The following is an 18,563-nucleotide window of genomic DNA, read 5'->3' as shown; positions in this document are numbered from 1 at the left end:
CAAGCTTCAAGCCCCATCGATGCCCGAAATGGCACAGAGATCCGCTCGCGTTGCCACAATTTCAAACTTTTTCTGTCAAGCCTTCGCAGAACACCCGGCCGCCGCGGGGCATTCACCAGCGCTTGTGCACGACCACGATGTCCCGGTCCGGGTACTCCGCCTTGAGCTGCGCGGCCGGCTCCTCCATCGACGTCGAGGTGGTGACCAGCCGGATCCTGCCGGTGGTCCCCCGGATCATGGCCTCGGCCTGAGCCTGGCTCGTGAAGTCGTGCCGCCCGTAGAGGCCGAAGGCGGTCTGTCCGGCGGTGCCGGCCAGGGTCGAGCCGAACACGGTCAGCAGGTAGCCGCGGTAGGGCTCCTCGTCCATGAAGTACGTGGGCACCGCACGGTCGGCCGGATCAGTCCCCACCCCGTGCAGGATGTCCTTGGCGACCTGGTCGCGGCGCCCGTCGCTGTGCACCCAGGCACGGATGTATGTGCTGTTGCCCCGCGTGACCACGGGCGAGTCCCCGGCGACCAGGCCGACCGCGGCCAGCACGGCAACGGCGGCGCCCGCGCCGGCGATGGTGCCCGGCAGGCCCTGCCGGAATGGCTGCCGTCGCCGACCGGCGGCCGGCCGGGCCAGGACGCGGGTCGCCACGCCGCAACCGACGATGAGCAGGACCACGAGCAGGTGCAGGGTCTTCGTCGCGTAGTACGCGCCCCCGCCCAGGTTGTCGTCCGGTTGGACCGCGTGGGTGGTGAACAGCCCGATGCTCAGCACGCCGACGGAGGCGACGCAGAGCGCGAACATCTGCCAGACCGGGCTGCGCCAGCCACGGGAGGCGATGAGCCCACCGGCCACGACGGCGAACAGGGCGATGCCGACGTCGATGCTCGGCATGACCCCACCGCCCAGTCCGAGCGCGGCGCCCTGCTTCGCCACGAGCAGGCCCAGGACGGTCGGCAGCGGGGCCAGCACCGCGGTGCACAGGCCGACGACAAGGAGCGTCATCGGCCGGCGGCGGATCCGGCGGCGGGCGCGCACCAGCCAGAACGCGGTGGCCAGGCCGGCTGCCGGCAGGAACAGGTAGTAGGTGAAGCCGAGCGCGACCAGCAGGCTGCCGACCAGGAGCAGTTGCTGTCCGGTGCGCTGGGTCGGCCGGGCCAGCACGGCGACGAGCAGCAGGATCAGGCAGAGCCCGGCGACCTCGCTGGTGTGCCCGGTGATGAAGGCTTCCATCAGGTCGGTCGTGGTGCTCATCGCGACGATGAACGCGGTGAGCGCGAGGCGGCGACCGAGCGTCAGGCTGGACGCGCCGATCCACTGGGCCGACCAACTGGCGATCAGCACGAAGAGGGCGTACCACCCGACGGTGAAGGCCCAGAAGTGGTTGATCGTGGCCATGCCGACGGTCGCCGTCGTGTCCGACCGCAGGAAGTTGTCGAGCAGCGCGTCCAGGAAGTGGCTGCCCTGCGGGTAGAGGATCATGCCTTCGTAGACCTGCTGGGCCGCGGCGTCCCAGCGCGTGAAGAGGTAGCCGCCGGTGATGTCGATGGCGTTGTACAGGTTCGCGTGCCGGGCGAAGTCCTCGCCCCAGGTCGCGGTGGCCAGCCGGCGCACCTCACCGTCGCGCACCAGCGGGTAGAACAGGACCGCGCCGACGGCGGCCCCGCCCAACAGCGGGACGAGGTCACTCAGGGCCGGCCGGGGCAGGTTCGGCCGGCGCCCGCTGACGGCCGCGGCGGCGATCAGGGCAGTCAGGCAGGTGCCGGCGACGGCGACCGGGTGCAGCCCGAACGGCCAGTACGACAGCACCAGGCCACCGGCGCAGGTCAGACCGAACAGCAGGCCCAGGGTGATCATCAGCCGGTCGAGCAGGGTGCGCCCGCCGCGCACCAGGCTCGCCGTGGCGAACAGGATGACCAGCGGCAGCAGGACGGCTACGTGGAGCAGGTAGGCGGCGACGGGCACCAGCCAGGCGCCGGCGGTCAGCGCCGCCAACCCGGCCCACGGCCGCCCGATGCGCTCGGCCGGCTCGGCCTCGCGGACCGTACGTAGTGATTGCATGGTCGACATCGACGACGTCCTCCTGCTGAGCCATCCGTCATCCCGAACTGGATCGGGTCGCAGGTGTGCGACTCGCCCGCTTTTGGGCGTGATGTGGTGATGGGAACGGCCACCGCTGGATCCTTCGGAACGACGAAGTAACGAAGGAGAGATCAAGCGATGGCCGCATCTCTGAGTGTGGACGGCGCTCTGTTCCCGCGTGGGCAACTCGGGTCCCCATCACCCGATCCGTTGGGTGCGAGGGTGAGGACATTCGCCGGAGCGCTCGTATCCGCGCAGGTCGAAGCGTTTCGCAACCGGCTGCCGGACGCGGGGCATGTACCCGTTCGGGTGAGTGCGTCTGTCATATGAACGTTTGTCATACAAACGCAGAAGCGCCCCGGGATACCCCGCGGCGCTTCTGCGTTTCCGGTCGGTGGGTCAGCGATCCGGTGGGACCGCGTACACGACCTCGACCTTGTCCGGGTACTTCTTCTTGAGGAACTCGGCGGCCTCGATGTTCGTCATCGCCCCGGCCTCACCGTAGGACGGGCCCCGCACGTCGGGTTGGATCCGCAGCTCAGGGTGCTCCTTGTGGATCACCAGGAAGGACGCGGCCGGGTCGAACACATACAGGCGAACCTTGACCGGGCTCTTCTTGACCATGTCCTCGAAGTCTTCGATGGTCCAGCCGTCGGTCTGCGGCACGCCGTGCCACAGGTACCAGTCGTGGCCATACCGGTAGTTGCGCTGCATCGTCGAGGCGTAGACGGTGGCATACCAGTTGCGGAACGGCGTGCTCATGAGGTCGACGTTGATCGCCCCGCCCGCGTCGGGATACATCCTGGTCATCAGGATCGCGTCCCGTGCGCCGTCCGGTGAGCCCTTGTACCACCCGAGTGCCAGCCGCAGCCCGGGGCTGTGGAACTTGATCGTGTGGTGCTTACCGCCGGCGACGCCGATGAACATGATCAGCGGCAGGATGACCGCGACGCCCGCCACGGCCTGACGCAGGAACGGGTGCTGGGGTTTGCCGCGGGGAAGCAGCCGCGCCAGCCCGCCGAGCGAGACCAACCCGACGATCAGCAGCAGGTGCAGCGTCTTCTCGAAGTAGTAGATGACGCCGCCGAGCGTGGCGATCTGATAGGTCCCGAGGACGACGACGATCCCCAGCGCGGTGCCGAGCGCGATCGCGTTCGCCCGGCGAGCGGGTGACCGCAGCCCCCGCCGGCCGGCGACGATCGCGATCACCGCCAACACGAAGATCACGAAGGCGGCCGGCCGGTCGTTCACCTCCGCGGTGCCGGGACGGGTCAGCTGATAACCGGTCGTGGCGTAGAGGTTCAGGAACGGCGTGACGGCGAGCGGGCCGGCCATGAGCGCGGCGGCCAGGTAGCCCAGCGGGTTGCGCCACAGCTTCACCCGCCAGGCCCAGAACGCGGCGATCGTCAAGGCGTAGGGCAGGTACAGGTGATAGTTGAACGAGATCCCGACCAGCAGGAGCGCGACGGCCACGATCTGCTCGACCCGATGGGTCAACGGGCGGGCGACGATACCGGTCAGGATCGCGCAGAGCGCGATGCCCATCAGCTGGTTCGGAAAGCCTCGCACGAAGATGGTGATCGGGTCACCGAAGTAGACCCACGCGCCGACCAGACCGAGGACGGGCAGCAGCTGCACCGGGCTCACGCCGGCCCCGGCGATCCGCCGCGCGGTCCACAGCATCGCGAGCCCGAAGAAGGCGAACATCGCGATGTGCAACCACACCAGCACGTTGATCATCGTCACGCCGTCCGCGTTGTGGTCCGCGGATCGGATGAACCGGTCGAGAACGGCGTAGATGAAGTGCGCGCCCTGCGGGTAGTTGCGGATGCCCACGTCGAGCTGGTCGGGCATGAAGCGAGCGGTGTCGTTCGGGAACATGAAGGCGTAGCCGCCGAGGGCGCCGATCATGTCGAAGATCAGGTAGTGGCGCGAGAAGTCCTCGCCCGGCATGAAGACACCGAGCCTGCCGCCGAGGTCACGGATGACGAACGGCTCATAGGTGAGCACCACCACCACGCCGAACACCAGCGCCAGCACGGAGTCGCGGCTGCGCCAGCGCCTCGGCAGCGTCGGTCGGCGGCCGGTGGCCGCGGCGATCGCGACGAGCAGGGTGAGCGCGAAGCCACCCATCGCGACCGGGTGCAGGTGCCAGGGCCAGACCGAGAACAACAGGCCGGCGACGCAGACCGCACCGATGAGCTGCGCGATGCTCATGACCAGCCGGTCGAAGAACCCAGATGCACCTCGCTGGAGGCTCATGACGCCGACGACGACGAGGACTGGGACCACGAAGGCGACGCCGATGAGGTACGAGACGAGGGGGATGACCCAGGCCAGGGCGAAGGCCCCAACCCAGGAGAGCACGGGCGGACGACGAGGTGCCGACCTCGAGGGGGGTACCTTCGCGTCCGTGTTGACAACGGTGGTCAAGTGGATCTCCACGGAAGAAAACCGACGCAGCCGCGTGGCAGACCGGTTCGACGTTCGAGCTCGGGTCTATTGGGATGCTACACAGGTCGGAATTTTCGGGCTGCCCTGGCGGATCAATCCACGCAGTTCAGGCACGGATCAGCGCAAGCAGTAGGACCATGCCGGCACGGGCGAGATAGATCGACGCCTTGACCGGCGAGTTGCTCGGAGTGCCTGCCATGCGTGGCCGCATGGCCACCGGAATCTGAGTGATCTTGTACTTCATCCGGGCCGTCCGCACCAGGACTTCGATGGTGTCCCCGAGGTACTCGGCCGGATACCAGTTGGCGAACAGCTCGATGAGCCGGCGGTTGCAGGCGCGGTGCCCCGACGTGGTGTCGGTGAGCCGGGTGCGGGCCAGCCGGGAAATCACCCGCGACAGCAGCTTCATCGCCCATTTCCGGGGGCCCTTGACCGCATACCCGCCCTCGCCGGCGAACCGGGCGCCGATGACGAGGTCGTGGTCGTCGAGCGCGTCCACGAGCTTCGGGATGTACCGCGGGTCGTGCTGGCCGTCGGCGTCCACCTGGATCGCCACGTCGAAACCGTGGTCACGGGCGTAGCGGTAGCCGGTGCGCATCGCGCCGCCGACGCCGAGGTTGTAGGGCAGCCGCGCGACGATCGCACCGGCGTCCGCGGCCCGCATCGAGGTGTCGTCGGTGGAGCCGTCGTCGACGACGATCACCGAGACGCCCGGCAGCTCGCCCCTGACCTCGGCGACAACATCCGCGATCGAGCCCGACTCGTTCCAGGCCGGGATGATGATGAGCACGCGCTTACCGTTGATCATTGCTGCGCTCCCGCTCGGCCCGAAGCAGCGCCATGTCTTCCGCGAGCGTCCTGGTCTCCTCCTCGAGACGGCTGACTTCCCAGCTCAGGTGCACGCACACGAGCAGCAGGAAGACGATGCCGAGGAAGAGCACCAGGCTGACGCCGGACGCGATACCGATGGACTTCACCACCGAGTCAGCGAGCGTCGGGAAGAACCCGAGCGGCAGCACCACGAAACTGACGCCGAGCCAGAGAATCGCGTACTTCTCCTGGAGCTGACGTCTTCGCAACAGTTCGATCATGAAGCCGAGTGCCGCGAGCGCGGTCAACCCGGTGACGATGGTCAGTTTCATGCCGGTCCCCTTCTAAGGCCGGAGTTGCCCCGATTCGGCAGCGCTGCGGTCAGCATCCCATGCCGTTCTCACACCGGGAAAATCCGGCCGAGGACCGCGCTGCACTCACTCCTGGCGGTAGATTGTCCGGATTGCCGGAATTGATCAGCTCGCCCACCGTAATGACACGCTGGCGCGTCTGGCACCGCCGGCGACAAGGGCTCCCACGAGGTGGGGAGTCTAGAGCACGTACCTGAGCTGACCCGCCCCCGCTCGACCACACTCCGGCATCACCCGCCCCGGCGGGACCGTCATCCGGGCAGCCGATACGCTCAGTAATCACCCGGTGGGTCTGCGCAGGTGGACCGAACCCTGCTCACGTACTACTCTTCCTGAGCGGAACGCCTCACCCTGCTTCATCCGGCGGGTGAATTCGCACACTTGCTACGGGTGAAGCAACGGCCTGACAGGGGGACGCGGTGAGTGAGTCCGTGAAGGCATCCGGAGGCACGACCGATGGCGTCGACTACACGGACCGCCTGCAGCGCCTGAGCGACGCGGGGTGGAAGCGGGCACTGAACGTGCAGGCCCCCTACCGGTGGAACATCCGCCGGCTCGACCTCGGTTTCACCCTCGACGTCGGCTGCGGCATCGGCCGCAACCTCGCGCACCTCGACGGCAACGGCGTGGGCGTGGACCACAACGCGACCTCGATCACCGCCTGCCGGGCGGCCGGGCTCACCGCGTTCACCATCGAGGACTTCTTCAAGTCCGAATACGCCACCCCTGGGCGCTTCGACGCGATCCTCGGCGCGCACCTGATCGAGCACGTCGAGGAAGAGCAGGCCAAGGAGATCATCTCCTCCTACCTGCCGTTCCTGCGCTCGGGTGGGCGGGCGGTCTTCATCACGCCGCAGGAGCGCGGCTACGCCAGCGACGCCACCCACGTCCGGTTCTCCGGCTTCGACGAGGTCGGCAAGATCTGCACCGATCTCGGGCTCACGCTGGACCGGCAGTTCTCGTTCCCGTTCCCGCGCCCGACCGGCAAGGTCTTCACCTACAACGAGTTTGTGACTGTGGCCCGCAAGCCGTGAAATTCCGTCAGCTGTCGATCGCCGGCGCCTGGGAGATCATCCCCGCACAGCACGGTGATCCCCGTGGGCTGTTCCAGGAGTTCTACCGGTTCGACCACCTCGCGGCCGAGGTCGGGCACCCGCTGCGGCTGGCCCAGGGCAACCTGTCGGTGTCCGCGCGGGGGGTCGTGCGGGGCATCCACTTCGCCGACGTGCCGCCGGGCCAGGCGAAGTACGTCACCTGCACCCGGGGCGCCGTGCTCGACGTGGTCGTCGACATCCGGGTCGGCTCGCCGACGTTCGGCCGCTGGGAGGGTGTGCAGCTCGACGACGTCGACCGGCGCGCGGTATACCTCAGCGAGGGCCTCGGCCACGGGTTCTGCGCGCTCACCGACGACGCCACGATCACGTACCTGTGCTCGGAGACCTACAACCCGACGGGTGAGCACGGCATCCACCCGCTCGACCCGGACCTCGGCATCGTGTGGCCCGCCGACGAGCCCCAGCTCTCCACCCGCGACGCCGCGGCGCCGTCCCTGGCACAGATGCGCGCCGAGGGGCGACTCCCGGACCTCGCCACCTGCGAGTCGTACACCCAGAGCCTGCGGCCTGCTACGTCAATCTCGTCGGTGGATCAGGGCTGAGGGCTATGCCGCACGGCCCGTCTTGGCCACCCAGGTCCCGCTGAGTGCGACCACGAACACGAGCGCGGCAAGCATCCAGGCGAGCCAGGATGGACCGTCAGGACGCACCACGGTCCATGCAGCGATCAAGGACCCGATCAGTACGACCGCCAGGGCCACCGGATAACCGACGCCGGCAGCGCCGGCCGGCAGCCGAGCTCCGTTCCCGGCGATCCGGCTGGTCACTGCCACAACCAGGGCTGCGACGACGAGCGAGATGCCCGCGATCTGTTGCGGCAGAAGAGCAGCTGCCACGACCGCAGCGCCAGCGATGCATCCGGTTGTCGCGTAATACCACCACGGAACGACAACGCGGCGGGCATCGTGCTGGTCCCGGCGACGCCTTCCACGGCGCACGATCCATAACACCCGGCGCTGTACTTTTCTGGCCCTGCTGTCTGGGCGGGCGAGCGGACCTGACACACCGCGTGACGGGTCGTACAATTTCTTGTACGTCGGCTCGGTTCAGTTCAGTTCGGGGGCGCCATGCGCACGGTCAGCTACTCAGAGGTCCGGCAGAACCTTGCCAAGATGCTTGACCACGTGGTGGATGACGCCGAGGAGGTCGTGATCACCCGCTCCGGCCACGAGTCCGCGGTCATCATCTCGCTCCGGGAGTACGAGTCGCTCAAGGAGACGGCGTACCTGATGGCGAGCCCAGTCAACGCCCGCCGGCTGAACGAGGCCATCGAGGAACTCCGTGCGGGCGGCGGCGAGGTGCACGATCTGCTCGACGCGGATGAGGCGCCCGCCGCGTGAAGGTCCAGTTCGCCAGCCGTGGCTGGGATGACTATCTGAGCTGGCAGCAGGACCGGCAGATGCTCAGGCGGGTGAACGCGTTAATCGAGGACATCCGCCGCAACGGTCACGAGGGCATCGGCAAGCCCGAGCAGCTGCGCGGCAACTGGTCTGGGTTCTGGTCGCGGCGCATCGACCAGGAGCACCGCCTGGTGTACCGGATCATTGACGACACTGTGCAGATCGCGCAGTGCCGCTACCACTACGAATGACGACGCGCCCCACAGACATGGTCCCTGAACGTGCGTCGTTGCGTTCGCGGTTGCCAATACCAGCGGCGCCTTCGCTTCAAGCCCGCCGGATACCCGTCATCCACCCGCCCGGGAGCAGGCCGGCGCCGGGGACCTCCGCGGTCATGTGCCGTTGGACCACCGTGTGGTGGTCATCAAGGTGGTCTTGTCGATGGCAGGTAGGCCGTCATCGAGGCCGCGAAGGCGCTGGTAGATGTCGCGCATCTTGGCCCGGTCGGGAATGTGGGTCGTGCCTGCCGCCTTCTCCAGGACGGTGAGCGTGCTGGCCAGGCTGATTGAACCCACAGTGCTGCCGTTGGCTCGCATCCGCTGCAGACGACGGATCTCGCCGCTTGCAGTCTGCGCACCGTGCCCGTCGTCGATCAGTACAACGACGTCGGCGCCGGCCTCCGCGACCACGACGGCGTGGGCGATCACCATGATTTCGCCCAAGTCCTTGGAGTGCTTCAGACGGTCCACCATGGGCTGTTGAGTAATCCGGTGCACAGCCCGGGCAAGTTCGGGTGTCACGTCGTCGGAGAGGATCTGAATCCAGTCCGGGGCGAGCTTCTTCCAGACCGTAGCGGCGGGACGGAAGCGCTGATCCTGGCCTGCCTTCCGAAGCACCTCGGCTCCACGGTTGCCGGTGCGCTGAGACGGCCAACCGTGGCAATAAGCAGCCGCTCTTGATTGATTGACAGGAAGTTCAAGCCTGGCCCAGCATCGATGATGGGTCGATGGATCATTCCGCATCCGGCTCCGATGCCGTCTCGAACGCGCCCTCTGCTGAACCGAGGACGCTGTCCAGGGCGTTGAGATCGACCTCCACGTCAGGCAGCTCGCTCGGATCAGCCCAGGTGACGAGTTGCCGCGCCGGAAAAATGCCGGCCTCACGTAACTCGGCCGCCGCCTGATCAGCCGTGATACCGCGCAAGGTAGCGATCGCCTGCGCGGAGACGACCCCTTCGGCGTAGCCGCGGATAGCGCGGGCCAGGAGCCGCTGCGGGGCGCGCCGCTGGTCGGTGTCCGATTGCAGCATCCGGTATTGGTCGCCCCAGCCGAAGCGGATGGCGAGCCAGCGGGTCGTCACTGACATCCATTCGCGTTTGGTGTTGGCGTCGATGTATCCCGCCTGCTCAAGAGCAATGGCAGCGATCGACGGCGACACTAGAAACCGTTGAACGACAGCGGACAGTGCGGCCAGGTTGATCGGGATAGTGCTGCCCAGAAACGCTTTCAGTCCATCGACTGGCACCAGCAGATGCCGGGCGAAGGCGTTGGCTCGGCTCTCCCTGGGTGACGACTCGCTCCAGTCGCAGGTGGTGTTGTTGTCCACCCAGTCACCGAACACGACGTGAGCCAGCTCGTGGGCCAGCGTGCTGCGTTGGCGCATCGGACGCTTGGTCCGGGCGACACCGATGAACACGGCGCCGCGCTGCGAATCCCGCATCGTCAAGCCGTGTTCATCGGGTCCTACGTCGAGAACGGCCACGTCGACACCTGCCGACTGCTCGATCAGTGCGACGAGGTCGCCCAGTGGCTGCCAGCCGAGCTGATGTTGCGCCCGGAACTGCTCAGCTGCTATGCGTCCTTCAACCTCGGCGTTCAGCGTCGTCACCGCCGTCAAATCGTGACCGGAATGGCCTGCTCGTCGAGGTAGTCGTCCAGCTCAAGGAAGTGCAGCAATGCGTCACGCATGCCCTCCATGCTCGAGCCGTTCGTGGCTCGAGCGGCGCACTGGGCCCGTTCGGCTACGGCGGCGATCCCAGTGAGCTGGGCAACGGTGAACCCCGTCGCCCACGAAATCGCCACGATCTCCGGCATCTTCGCCGCGCGATCGCCGGAAATGATGCGCGACAGCGTGGGCTGCGAGATGCCGGCAGCATCGGCAAGCGCCCGCTGGCTCAGACCTGCCGCCATCCTCGCCTTCTCGATCATCGTGCCAATGTTGACGCTCATCATGACCACCCGCCTGAATCATGATCGCTTACTGTGATTCAGTGTACGGCACCAGCGAGATCAACGCCATGCACAGACAGTCACCGCCACCCCAGACGTCAACCCGCGACCGGCAGCCATTCCCGGTCTCGCCAGCTGGGTTGGGGGCGACGGCTCCTGGCGATGTCCAGGTAGCGCTTGTCGGTCCGTGCCGTAGGAATCGCCCGGGTCGATCGCCTCGCCACGGCATGTCCGCAGCCACGCCACTACCGCGTCAGGGAGCGCCCGACCGAGCCGGGGCGGCAAGATCAGCGATCGCTGCCTCGTCCACCGCGCCCGGCGACGGTCGACCAGGCCACCGCCACGCCTGTCCTCACCATGCCCGGGTCGGCTTGAAGCAGATCAAGAGACGGAGCGACGACAACGGCGATCACGGCGCCTCCTCCAACCCACTCCCGGCCCGGCACGGTGTTGAGGGGTGTGAGTGGAGCGCGGCTCCCCCACTGGGGAGCGCGGCGAAGCGGTGCGCGGATAACAATGGGCCGCCAGGGACTCGAACCCTGAACCCACGGAGTCGCGACAGTGCGGTTCGGTGAAGCTGGAACCGTTGCTACACAACGGTTTCGCCTCGACCAGGTCCGGCTCGGTGCGGTCGGTTGCTGTACTTTGCTGCTGTTACTTCTCGCCAGGGGCGTGCGAGAGCGGTCGTACACTTCCGCGATGCTCGTGAAGTGCGTGAAGATCCTCGAACCGTTCGGTGGCGCACAGGTGGAGACCCATCCGGGCGTGACGATCGGCGTGGTTTACCCCGTGATTGAGATCGCGTACTTGCCGGACTACTGGTACCTCAGGATCTTGGATGACAACGGCGATGGTTCGAGCTCCCTGTGGGACCCGGAAATGTTCGAAACCGTCGACGGTTACATCCCGCGGTGCTGGTCATCTGCGGTGTCGAGCGACGGGTCGCTTCGACTAGCGCCGCAAAGCTGGATGCGGGAGGGGTTCTGGACCGACGTTCTGGCGGATGAGCCTTCGGCGCTTGCAGACTTCGACGAGGGCAAGGCAGCGGTTCTAGCGGATTTGGCTTCTCAGTAGGCCGCCTACCCGTTCCAGTGTGCTTCCCTCAAGCCCCGCCGTACGCGAGCGCTGCATCCGGCCTGGACGTGGTGTCCCGGCCGGGCGGGCTTCCGGCGCCGGCGGCCGGCGCGGTTGCGCACTCCGCCGATGTCGGCACATTCGCGGTCCTGACGCATGCGGAGCATCGATGTTGGCACCAACTTCGGCGTTCGCCAGCTGTTGATCAAGGCGACCTGCCGCGTGGCCGATGCGGTAGGGCAGGAACGCTGGCCTACTCGTCGTCGTCGGGCGACGGCGGCGAGTCGGCGAGCCGCCACAGGTGGAAGAGGTAGTCCTCCGGGTCGTCCCGCCGGGCGGCGAGATGGACGCGATACACAGCGGGCCCGCCGGGCAGATCATGGCCGATCCGGTCCTCGTCCTCGACGGCCACGTCGATGACGTACCGCCCGCTGGGGAAGTCGAGCTCGGCGGACCAGGCCGCCCCGGCGTCCTCGACGGCGCCGTCCCAGACCTCGACGGTCACCGGCACCTGCCCGATCTCCGCGACGGTGGTGACGGCAACCATGCCATACGCCCAGCCGACGGATTCCGCGATCGCCGCGACGATCGCCTCGTTGAAGTTGGTGCTGTCGTCGCACTCCGGGTCGTGCAACACGAAAATCCGGTAGGTCGGATGCACGAGCATTCTCCGCCGCGTGAGCAGCTCCGCCACCCGGGCAGCCTACCGGGACGGTGGTGGACCCACCGTCCCGGCGGGCCGGTTCAGAACACCACGCGGACGAAGTACTTGTCGCCGTCGAGGATCCGCAGCGGGCGGTAGAACTCGACCTCGAGCATCTGCCGACCGACATACTGATTGTCGGCCGCGTCGATCAGCCGGACCGAGAAGCGCTGCAGTCCGTTGTTGGCCCGGTGCCGTTCTTCGAGCCCTCATAGGTGGAGGCGAACGGGAACTCGTCGCAATTCACCAGGTCGCCGTCCCACTCGCCGAAGAGGTCTTGCAGATCTGCTGGGACCGGGCGCGGTTGGTGTCGTTCAACGCCGGGTTGTACATCTGGGTCAGGGGCTCGTCGTCGGCGCTCGGGATCCCGTCGTCCTTGCCGGGGACGGACTTCCGGCCCAGCTGGGGAAGGTGAGCACCGGGTGGTCGAAGGCCTGCCGGATGTGCTGTGCGCTTTCGTCCTGGTTCTCGAGGCGTTCGTCGACGACGGACACGAGCCGGTGGTCGAGGAACACGGTGCCCCGTAACTTGCCGACATACTTGGCCGAGTCGTAGCGGACGTTGGAGTACATCGCCTCGATCGGCGGCCCTGGCAAGAACGGCTGTCCGGGTGTCGCCAGGTCCAGGACGAGGGCGAAGCGCCGCTGGACCCGCTGGTCGCCCGGGTCCGCCGTCTCCGGTGACCTCAGGATGGTGGTGAAGTAGTTGACGGCGAGCCAGCCGGAGACGGTGTCGACGCGGCGGGGCGCGGCCGGCTCGGCGCACGGGGTCAGCGACACGCCGCAGGCGAACCACATGCCGATGCTCACCGTCCCGAGAACCAGGTCGGGCGCATTGACCTTGGTGATGCCGAGGACCCGGACCGAGTAGTCGACCTACCGGTCGCCGTCGACGGCGAACCCCATGATGATGAGGCTGACATGGACCTCACCGACCTTGACGTTGTCGGCGTCGAAGACGTCGTGGATGCCGGTGCCACGCCGGCACTGCGCGAACCGGTCGGGGAACCAGCCGGGGTCCACTGCTGCCGACGGCGTCGCCAGACACTGCGTTTCGAAGTCGTCCTCCTCAAGCCGGCTGAACTGGATGCGCCCCGACGAGCCGGCGCCGCCCGCCAACGCCGCCCGTCCCGACGAGCCGGCGCCGGCCGCCGGCGCGGCCACGTCCACCGGGGCCGCCGCAGCCGCGGGGCTGATCGCGACAACCAGCCCCATACCGAGCACGAGCGCCAAACCGAACACGCACACACGACCAAGTACGCGCCCGAAACCAAGCGTCCACGGACAACCGGAAACCCGGCCGAACGCTGACCGTCAGTGATGACAGCGAGCGGGTCGGAGACTTCGCTGCTCAAGCCGCCTCGATCATGCGAACGGCGAACGCGACAGAGCCCTGAGTGTTCGCGGTCGCGGAGCAACCTCCGGGCGATTCCGAGCAACCATATCGAACAACGTGAACGTCTAAGCCGTGTTTTCGCAGTTCAGATGGTGGGCCGCCAGGGACTCGAACCCTGAACCTACGGATTAAAAGTCCGCAGCTCTGCCATTGAGCTAGCAGCCCGCGATTACAGGGTACCGGTCGCCGTCCGACCAGGCATACCGACTTACCGCTGGGCGCGTTTCAGCAGCTCAGGAGCATTGCGGCAACGCATCTGCCGCCTCCGCTCAACCGTGGCTTGCGGCTGGCGTGGGCGAGTGTGACGTCGTGTCACGCTGGCCGCGGAAACGGTTGCCGGAGAACGGTAGTGGGAGGTGCTGGGCCGGGGACACCTCGTGCCGTGCGGGGGCCGGGCATCGGGGGGACGGTGATCCTACTGGTCCCGTTCATGGTCGAACCGGCGATCGTCCTGGCCGGACATCCGCTGCTGTTCGCGGCGTGCGTGCCAACCACCGCCACCTGGTCTGCTCACTCCGGGGGGACGAGCTGGACGTCGCCAGGGGTGCGGGGTTCGCGTTGCTCCAGGGGCAGGTGACGGTCGCGCAGGATGGCGCCTTCGGGGACGACGGCGCGGGAGACGCTGATGCCCTGACGGCAGTTGTCGCAAGAGAAGGTCCCCCAGCCGATCATCTGGTCGAGGTCGCCTGTGTACACCAGACGGAGTGCGTGGTGGCCGCAGTTCGGGCAGGCCAGACCACTCAGGTCGCCGGGTGTGTCGTAGGCCGCTTCGTACAGCCCGTCCCATTCGGCGTACGTTGCCATGGTTACCGTCCCCTCGGCTCGGGCCGGATCGGCTGCTTGTCCCACCACTGCCGCTCGTGGGCGGAGGCGCGATCTTCCTACAGGTCCAGCTCGGCATCGGTCCTCGGGAACGGCTTGCCGGCCTGGATGTCGTGCAGGTGGTAGAGCTCGTGCACGAGCGTGCGACACGACGTGCGCGACCATGCGACCCCCCGTGCGTCGATACCCACTCGACAATCTACCGGTCCCCATCGATGCGTACGGACCGCAGCATTCCCATGCTGATGGGAGGCGATGGTGCTGGCACGGATCATCGGCGTGATCTATCAGTTGCATCCCTGTCGATGATGATGCTGCGTGCGAATTCGGCGAGGAGTTGCCGCATCATGCGGCCGAAGCGGTTCGTGGCGGAGGCGAATCGCACGCCGCATTGTTCGAGTTGGTTGATTTCGGCAGCGGCATGCTGACCCTGAACCAACTCCCGGTCCGGCCGGCATGGAGTAGGAGCCCTGGCCGGGGGGCGAGGGTAAGGGCGGCGGTCACCCGTTCAGGACGTTGGGTAGAGGCGCTGGGCGATACCAATGCCGAGAATGTGACCCGCGTGTGAGCCTGGTCTTGAGGCGCTCCATCTTGTTGGCGCCGCGAGAGAATCCGTTCATGGAATACGAAAAGGCTCTTGGAGCCGGATGCATATGCCATTGGAATCGCTGCACCGCGCGCGTCGACTTGCTCGATGGCAGCTGCGTCGAGGAAACCTGGCACGAACTCGACCGACCAGACCCGAAATGCCCGCTACACCGTAGAACTGAGGGCTGATCTCTGCGTTGTCAGCTCGGGCCGCCCGCCTTCGCCCCGCCGAACAACCGCGACGGCGGGGCGTCGCGCATCGGCTCGGTCTGGCTCGGTGACCGCGACGTGCCGGTCGTCGCGCTCATCGCCGCCGTGCTGCGCACCAGGCCCCCTACACCGGCACCCGCCACCCTCATCCGCACCCCGTCCTCGCCGACCCCCTGAGGGTGCCACCGCGGGGACGGTCAGAGCGCTGCCCGGGCCTCCGCGATGTCGTGGAGCACGGCGTGGGCGTCGTGCTGCTGGGCGATCTCGTGCGCCTCGTCGAGCGCGGCGACCGCGTCCGCGCGGCGGTCCTGGGCCGCGGCCACGTAGGCCAGCCCGACCAGGTTCGCCGCCACCCCCGGCAGCTCTCCGGACGCCCGGCGCAGCCGGGACGACTCCTCCAGGTGCTCGCGAGCCTTGTCGAGGCGGCCGGCCGCGAACGCCGCGGTGCCCAGGTGCCGCAGCGCCTCGGAGCGGGTCGACGGGTCGCCGGTCAGGGCGGCCCGTTCGAGCAGGGGGACCGCGGTTTCGTTGTCGCGTCGGACGACCTGGTGCAGGCAACCGATCCAGAACACCGCCTCGGCCTCGCCACGCGCGTCGCCTGATGCCCGGAACAGCGCCAGCGCGCGCTCGAACAGTGGCAGCTCGGCCGGATCCTCGACCGGCGTCGCGTCCGGCCTGGCCCGTTCGTGCAGGAACCGCCGGTGCAGGACCTGTCCGCGGGCCAGCGCGGTGGCCGCCTCCAGCGCGTCGAGTTCGCACTCGGCCCTGGCGAGCGCCTCGGCGTCACCGGCGTACACCGCGCGCTCGTAGAGGACGTGAAACTGTTCGAGCCCCGGCATCGTCCCAGCCTCCCACGACCAGGAGGCCGGCGCAGGCCCGGTCCGGGCCGGGGGCCGTGTGAGGGGCGCGGGTGACGTACCGTGGCCTCGTGCTGCTCTCGCGATCGACCGAAGAGAGTCACCTGTATATGGATCTGCAGGCCTGCCCAGGCTGCGGGATCGACGGCTTCGAGTGGGACAGCCACTCGACGCAGGTGCGCGGGGAAGACCTGGTCTCGGTGTATCAGGGGAGCTGCCCTGATTGTGGGACCGCTCGGGAGTTCGAGTTCGTGCTCATCGGGCAGGAGCCGCCACCGCCGGCGCTCGGCGGGCCGGAGCCGTCCCGGCTCATCGACCCCGGGCAGTTCCTGAGTCTGGCGAGGGAGGCCGCCGCGCTGGTCCCTGCCAGCCCGGCGCTGTGCCCGCCCGATCAGGTCGCCGACGCGCGGGAGGCGATCGCCGTGGCGGTCGCCGCGATGGACGAGGTGGGCAAGTTCGTGCCGGCCGGCGCCGACGCGGTGCCCGCCGCGGCGTTCACCTCCGAAGCCGGCAGGGCGCTGTACGGCGCCGACCCCACGCAGTTCCGGCGGCGGCGGATCGATGCGGTCACCGCGTCGTACCGCGAGGTGCTCACCGCGTACCAGATCGCCTGAGGGAGGTTCCGTGAAGCCCATGGAGCTCCATCAAGCGGTGGTCGCCCCGTGGCCGGTCGCGACGCTGGCCTTGGAGCCGGCGGAGGTGCAGACCCGGCTCGGGCTGCGGTTCACGGAGGTCCCCGGCAACCTCGGCGATGAGCTCCTCGCATACGGCCAGTTGTCGGACGGCACCGTTCTGGGCTTTTCGCGGCTGATCGGTCACCGGCGCCCCGGCGTCGACGTGAGCCAGTACGCGCGCCGCGCCCCTCGGGACGTGCTGACCGAATTGCTCTTCGAAACCGGGCTGAGCCACGACGAGGTGTCCTGGCGGGCGCCTTCGGACGACGCGGATGACGGCCGGCTCTGGGCGAGGACCAACGCGGAGGCGTACGCCTATTTCCTGCTGCACAGGCAGCCCGGAGATCCACACCCGGATTTGACGCAGAACCTGACCATCGTCAGGGATCGCGAGGATCCGGATGTACGGTCGGTGCAGTTCCTGGATTTCATCATTCACCTCCGGGCGCGGCCGTTCCCCCTAACCTCGATCGGGACTGGGTCCTATTCGGAGCCGGACGATCCGCCGTCGGGCATCATCGACCCCGGGGGGTGGATGTTCCTTGCCACCCAATGGGAGGCCTCGGCCAACGAACTGCTCCAGGCCTACGGCCCCCGGATCATCAGCGTGGACGAGTACTGGGCGGTGTATTACCCGCTGCTGCAGCTGGAGAACACTGCCGACGAGGCATTGCGGTTCCTGCCGCCGGACGTGGACGAAATGCCGGTGCGCATGTTCTGGACCCCGATCGGCCTGTGGATGCGGCGGCGCAACCCGCACGCGTTCAACCGTGCCGTGCTGTCGGCGAAGTCAACGGAATACCGGACGGCGTTCCCGGAGTTTCTGCGGATCTACGGCCCGCCACCGAAGTGAAGCCCATGGCTGCCCGCCGGCAAGGTCCGGCCACGCGGCGTCCGAGATCTCCTGAGGAGGGGTCAACCAAGTGCAACCCATGGACTTCCACGCCGCGAGGGCGCAGCTGGCGCAAGGGGGCCACAGTGGGGCGGTGGCGAAGCTCGCCCTGGAGCCGCAGGAGTTGCAGGCGCGGACCGGGCTCGCGTTCGTGGAGGCCGAGAGCGCCCTCGGCCCCGTGTGGTTCGCGTTCGGGCAGCTGGCCGACGGCACGATCCTCGGCTTCAACCGGCTGATCAGCGACCCGAACCCCGGCACCGAGGTGAGCCAGTTCACGGATCGCCCCGCGCGGGACGTGCTGAGCGAGCTGCTCTTCGAGACGGACCTCAGCCACGACGAGGTGTCCTGGCGGGCATCGGCGGAGGACGACGACCGGATCTGGGCCCGGACGCACCCGGAGGCGTACGCCTACATCCTGCTGCACCGGGCGCCCGGCGACCGCACCCCGATCGCGCCGCGCGAGCTCGACATCGTCAGGGACGACCAGGACGTCTGGTCGGTGCGCCATCGCGACGTCGTGGTCCACATCCGGCCGCGGACCGGCCCTGCGGTGCCGGGCGGCGTCGGGGTCTACTCGCACCCGGACGACCCGCCGTCGGGCATCATCGACCCGGGCGGGTGGATGTACCTGGCCAGCGAGTGGGAGGCCGAGGCCGGCCGGCTGCTGCAGGGTTTCGGTCCCAGGACGATCGACGCGCGGGAGTACTGGTCGGTGTACGACCTGCTGCTGCAGCTGGTCGGGGCGCCCGGGGAGGCGCTGCGGTTCCTGCCGCCGGACCTGGACGAGCTGCCGGTGCGCGCGTTCTGGACCCCGCTCGGCCAGTGGATGCTGCGGCGCAACCCGCACGCGTTCAACCGCGCCGAGCTGACCGCGAAGGCAGCGGAGTACGAGACCACGATCGCGGAGTTCAAACGGATCTACGGCCCGCCGCCACCGCGTCCGCAGTGAGTCGCGGCGA

Annotated in this window: 23 protein-coding genes and 1 tRNA gene; 9 read left to right on the top strand and 15 right to left on the bottom strand. The window is 68.0% G+C overall.

The genetic code is table 11. The annotated features are described in order from the left end of the window. Positions 1-112: 112 nt before the first annotated feature. The 4 genes from Dsi01nite_RS23825 to Dsi01nite_RS23810 form a co-directional block, all read right to left on the bottom strand. Positions 113-2,059 carry a hypothetical protein gene (locus tag Dsi01nite_RS23825; RefSeq protein ID WP_203848459.1) on the bottom strand — a complete coding sequence of 649 codons (1,947 nt, stop codon included), beginning with the start codon at positions 2,057-2,059 and terminating at the stop codon, positions 113-115. Between the two features lie 411 nt (positions 2,060-2,470). Continuing rightward, on the bottom strand, positions 2,471-4,438 hold the full coding sequence (locus tag Dsi01nite_RS23820; RefSeq protein WP_203848458.1) for a hypothetical protein: 1,968 nt from the start codon (positions 4,436-4,438) through the stop codon (positions 2,471-2,473). A 193-nt stretch (positions 4,439-4,631) separates the two neighbouring features. Then, on the bottom strand, positions 4,632-5,333 hold the full coding sequence (locus Dsi01nite_RS23815; RefSeq protein WP_203848457.1) for a glycosyltransferase family 2 protein: 702 nt from the start codon (positions 5,331-5,333) through the stop codon (positions 4,632-4,634). Next, positions 5,320-5,667, bottom strand: coding sequence for a DUF2304 domain-containing protein (locus tag Dsi01nite_RS23810; RefSeq protein ID WP_203848456.1), 348 nt, complete (start codon positions 5,665-5,667; stop codon positions 5,320-5,322). Before Dsi01nite_RS23810 ends, Dsi01nite_RS23815 begins: the two co-directional genes overlap by 14 nt. 458 nt (positions 5,668-6,125) lie before the next feature. Here Dsi01nite_RS23810 and Dsi01nite_RS23805 point away from each other — a divergent pair, with 458 nt between their 5' ends. Together Dsi01nite_RS23805 and Dsi01nite_RS23800 are read left to right on the top strand one after the other, a co-directional pair. After that, entirely contained in the window at positions 6,126-6,740 is a 615-nt protein-coding gene (locus Dsi01nite_RS23805; protein WP_203848455.1) for a class I SAM-dependent methyltransferase, read from the top strand. Next, the gene (locus Dsi01nite_RS23800) at positions 6,737-7,363 is read left to right on the top strand and encodes a dTDP-4-dehydrorhamnose 3,5-epimerase family protein (protein WP_203848454.1); all 627 of its coding nucleotides are present in this window, start codon (positions 6,737-6,739) and stop codon (positions 7,361-7,363) included. The genes Dsi01nite_RS23805 and Dsi01nite_RS23800 overlap by 4 nt, the downstream gene beginning before the upstream one ends. Before the next feature lie 3 nt (positions 7,364-7,366). Here the strand turns inward: Dsi01nite_RS23800 and Dsi01nite_RS23795 are convergent, their stop codons facing one another. Beyond that, the gene (locus Dsi01nite_RS23795) at positions 7,367-7,657 is read right to left on the bottom strand and encodes a hypothetical protein (RefSeq protein ID WP_203848453.1); all 291 of its coding nucleotides are present in this window, start codon (positions 7,655-7,657) and stop codon (positions 7,367-7,369) included. A gap of 231 nt (positions 7,658-7,888) precedes the next feature. Between Dsi01nite_RS23795 and Dsi01nite_RS23790 the strand changes: the two genes are divergently transcribed. Next, a complete protein-coding gene (locus tag Dsi01nite_RS23790) occupies positions 7,889-8,161 on the top strand; it encodes a type II toxin-antitoxin system Phd/YefM family antitoxin (RefSeq protein WP_203848452.1) in 273 nt (90 codons plus the stop codon). Continuing rightward, positions 8,158-8,412 carry a Txe/YoeB family addiction module toxin gene (locus tag Dsi01nite_RS23785; protein WP_203848451.1) on the top strand — a complete coding sequence of 85 codons (255 nt, stop codon included), beginning with the start codon at positions 8,158-8,160 and terminating at the stop codon, positions 8,410-8,412. Before Dsi01nite_RS23790 ends, Dsi01nite_RS23785 begins: the two co-directional genes overlap by 4 nt. A gap of 141 nt (positions 8,413-8,553) precedes the next feature. Here Dsi01nite_RS23785 and Dsi01nite_RS23780 read toward each other — a convergent pair whose 3' ends face one another. From Dsi01nite_RS23780 to Dsi01nite_RS23770, 3 genes are all read right to left on the bottom strand, one after another. Continuing rightward, positions 8,554-9,057, bottom strand: coding sequence for a PIN domain-containing protein (locus tag Dsi01nite_RS23780; protein ID WP_203848450.1), 504 nt, complete (start codon positions 9,055-9,057; stop codon positions 8,554-8,556). A gap of 115 nt (positions 9,058-9,172) precedes the next feature. After that, positions 9,173-10,048 carry an ImmA/IrrE family metallo-endopeptidase gene (locus Dsi01nite_RS23775; protein ID WP_239136121.1) on the bottom strand — a complete coding sequence of 292 codons (876 nt, stop codon included), beginning with the start codon at positions 10,046-10,048 and terminating at the stop codon, positions 9,173-9,175. Between the two features lie 5 nt (positions 10,049-10,053). Next, complete coding sequence (locus Dsi01nite_RS23770) at positions 10,054-10,392, bottom strand: helix-turn-helix domain-containing protein (RefSeq protein ID WP_239136127.1); 339 nt, start codon at positions 10,390-10,392, stop codon at positions 10,054-10,056. 696 nt (positions 10,393-11,088) lie between these two features. On the opposite strand from Dsi01nite_RS23770, the gene Dsi01nite_RS23765 reads away from it, so the two are divergent. Beyond that, the gene (locus Dsi01nite_RS23765; RefSeq protein ID WP_203848448.1) at positions 11,089-11,463 is read left to right on the top strand and encodes a hypothetical protein; all 375 of its coding nucleotides are present in this window, start codon (positions 11,089-11,091) and stop codon (positions 11,461-11,463) included. 253 nt (positions 11,464-11,716) lie between these two features. On the opposite strand, the gene Dsi01nite_RS23760 is transcribed toward Dsi01nite_RS23765, so the two are convergent. Beyond that, entirely contained in the window at positions 11,717-12,157 is a 441-nt protein-coding gene (locus Dsi01nite_RS23760; RefSeq protein WP_203848447.1) for a hypothetical protein, read from the bottom strand. A 23-nt stretch (positions 12,158-12,180) separates the two neighbouring features. Here Dsi01nite_RS23760 and Dsi01nite_RS23755 point away from each other — a divergent pair, with 23 nt between their 5' ends. Continuing rightward, positions 12,181-12,381: a hypothetical protein gene (locus tag Dsi01nite_RS23755; RefSeq protein WP_203848446.1), complete on the top strand. Its 201-nt coding sequence runs from the start codon at positions 12,181-12,183 to the stop codon at positions 12,379-12,381. Between the two features lie 123 nt (positions 12,382-12,504). Here the strand turns inward: Dsi01nite_RS23755 and Dsi01nite_RS23750 are convergent, their stop codons facing one another. From Dsi01nite_RS23750 to Dsi01nite_RS23730, 6 genes are all read right to left on the bottom strand, one after another. Beyond that, positions 12,505-12,975 (bottom strand): hypothetical protein, encoded by a 471-nt coding sequence (locus Dsi01nite_RS23750; RefSeq protein ID WP_203848445.1) that lies wholly within the window; start codon positions 12,973-12,975, stop codon positions 12,505-12,507. Positions 12,976-13,041: 66 nt separating this feature from the next. Beyond that, positions 13,042-13,407, bottom strand: a complete 366-nt coding sequence (locus tag Dsi01nite_RS23745; RefSeq protein ID WP_203848444.1) for a hypothetical protein — start codon at positions 13,405-13,407, stop codon at positions 13,042-13,044. 244 nt (positions 13,408-13,651) lie between these two features. Further along, a tRNA-Lys gene (locus Dsi01nite_RS23740) sits at positions 13,652-13,726 on the bottom strand. A gap of 345 nt (positions 13,727-14,071) precedes the next feature. Beyond that, positions 14,072-14,365, bottom strand: coding sequence for a hypothetical protein (locus tag Dsi01nite_RS23735; protein WP_203848443.1), 294 nt, complete (start codon positions 14,363-14,365; stop codon positions 14,072-14,074). 77 nt (positions 14,366-14,442) lie between these two features. Continuing rightward, positions 14,443-14,574, bottom strand: a complete 132-nt coding sequence (locus tag Dsi01nite_RS58395; RefSeq protein WP_275423412.1) for a hypothetical protein — start codon at positions 14,572-14,574, stop codon at positions 14,443-14,445. 804 nt (positions 14,575-15,378) lie between these two features. Beyond that, the gene (locus Dsi01nite_RS23730; RefSeq protein WP_203848442.1) at positions 15,379-16,020 is read right to left on the bottom strand and encodes a tetratricopeptide repeat protein; all 642 of its coding nucleotides are present in this window, start codon (positions 16,018-16,020) and stop codon (positions 15,379-15,381) included. A gap of 89 nt (positions 16,021-16,109) precedes the next feature. On the opposite strand from Dsi01nite_RS23730, the gene Dsi01nite_RS23725 reads away from it, so the two are divergent. The 3 genes from Dsi01nite_RS23725 to Dsi01nite_RS23715 all read left to right on the top strand — a co-directional run bounded on the left by Dsi01nite_RS23725 (position 16,110) and on the right by Dsi01nite_RS23715 (position 18,553). Further along, on the top strand, positions 16,110-16,652 hold the full coding sequence (locus tag Dsi01nite_RS23725) for a hypothetical protein (RefSeq protein WP_203848441.1): 543 nt from the start codon (positions 16,110-16,112) through the stop codon (positions 16,650-16,652). Positions 16,653-16,662: 10 nt separating this feature from the next. Then, positions 16,663-17,565 (top strand): hypothetical protein, encoded by a 903-nt coding sequence (locus tag Dsi01nite_RS23720; RefSeq protein WP_203848440.1) that lies wholly within the window; start codon positions 16,663-16,665, stop codon positions 17,563-17,565. Between the two features lie 133 nt (positions 17,566-17,698). Further along, positions 17,699-18,553 carry a hypothetical protein gene (locus Dsi01nite_RS23715; RefSeq protein WP_203848439.1) on the top strand — a complete coding sequence of 285 codons (855 nt, stop codon included), beginning with the start codon at positions 17,699-17,701 and terminating at the stop codon, positions 18,551-18,553. Positions 18,554-18,563: the final 10 nt, after the last annotated feature.

This window comes from Dactylosporangium siamense (assembly GCF_016862795.1).
Taxonomy (GTDB): Bacteria; Actinomycetota; Actinomycetes; order Mycobacteriales; family Micromonosporaceae; genus Dactylosporangium; species Dactylosporangium siamense.
Note: the sequence above shows the minus strand (reverse complement) of the source record. Positions and strands in the feature narration are given on the sequence as shown.

Excerpts from the sequence above, each read along its gene's own strand:
- Dsi01nite_RS23770 (WP_239136127.1), bottom strand. The coding sequence starts at position 10,392 with ATGATGAGCGTCAACATTGGCACGATGATCGAGAAGGCGAGGATGGCG.
- Dsi01nite_RS23790 (WP_203848452.1), top strand. The coding sequence starts at position 7,889 with ATGCGCACGGTCAGCTACTCAGAGGTCCGGCAGAACCTTGCCAAGATG.
- Dsi01nite_RS23815 (WP_203848457.1), bottom strand. The coding sequence starts at position 5,333 with ATGATCAACGGTAAGCGCGTGCTCATCATCATCCCGGCCTGGAACGAG.
- Dsi01nite_RS23765 (WP_203848448.1), top strand. The coding sequence starts at position 11,089 with ATGCTCGTGAAGTGCGTGAAGATCCTCGAACCGTTCGGTGGCGCACAG.
- Dsi01nite_RS23730 (WP_203848442.1), bottom strand. The coding sequence starts at position 16,020 with ATGCCGGGGCTCGAACAGTTTCACGTCCTCTACGAGCGCGCGGTGTAC.
- Dsi01nite_RS23825 (WP_203848459.1), bottom strand. The coding sequence starts at position 2,059 with ATGTCGACCATGCAATCACTACGTACGGTCCGCGAGGCCGAGCCGGCC.
- Dsi01nite_RS23810 (WP_203848456.1), bottom strand. The coding sequence starts at position 5,667 with ATGAAACTGACCATCGTCACCGGGTTGACCGCGCTCGCGGCACTCGGC.
- Dsi01nite_RS23735 (WP_203848443.1), bottom strand. The coding sequence starts at position 14,365 with ATGGCAACGTACGCCGAATGGGACGGGCTGTACGAAGCGGCCTACGAC.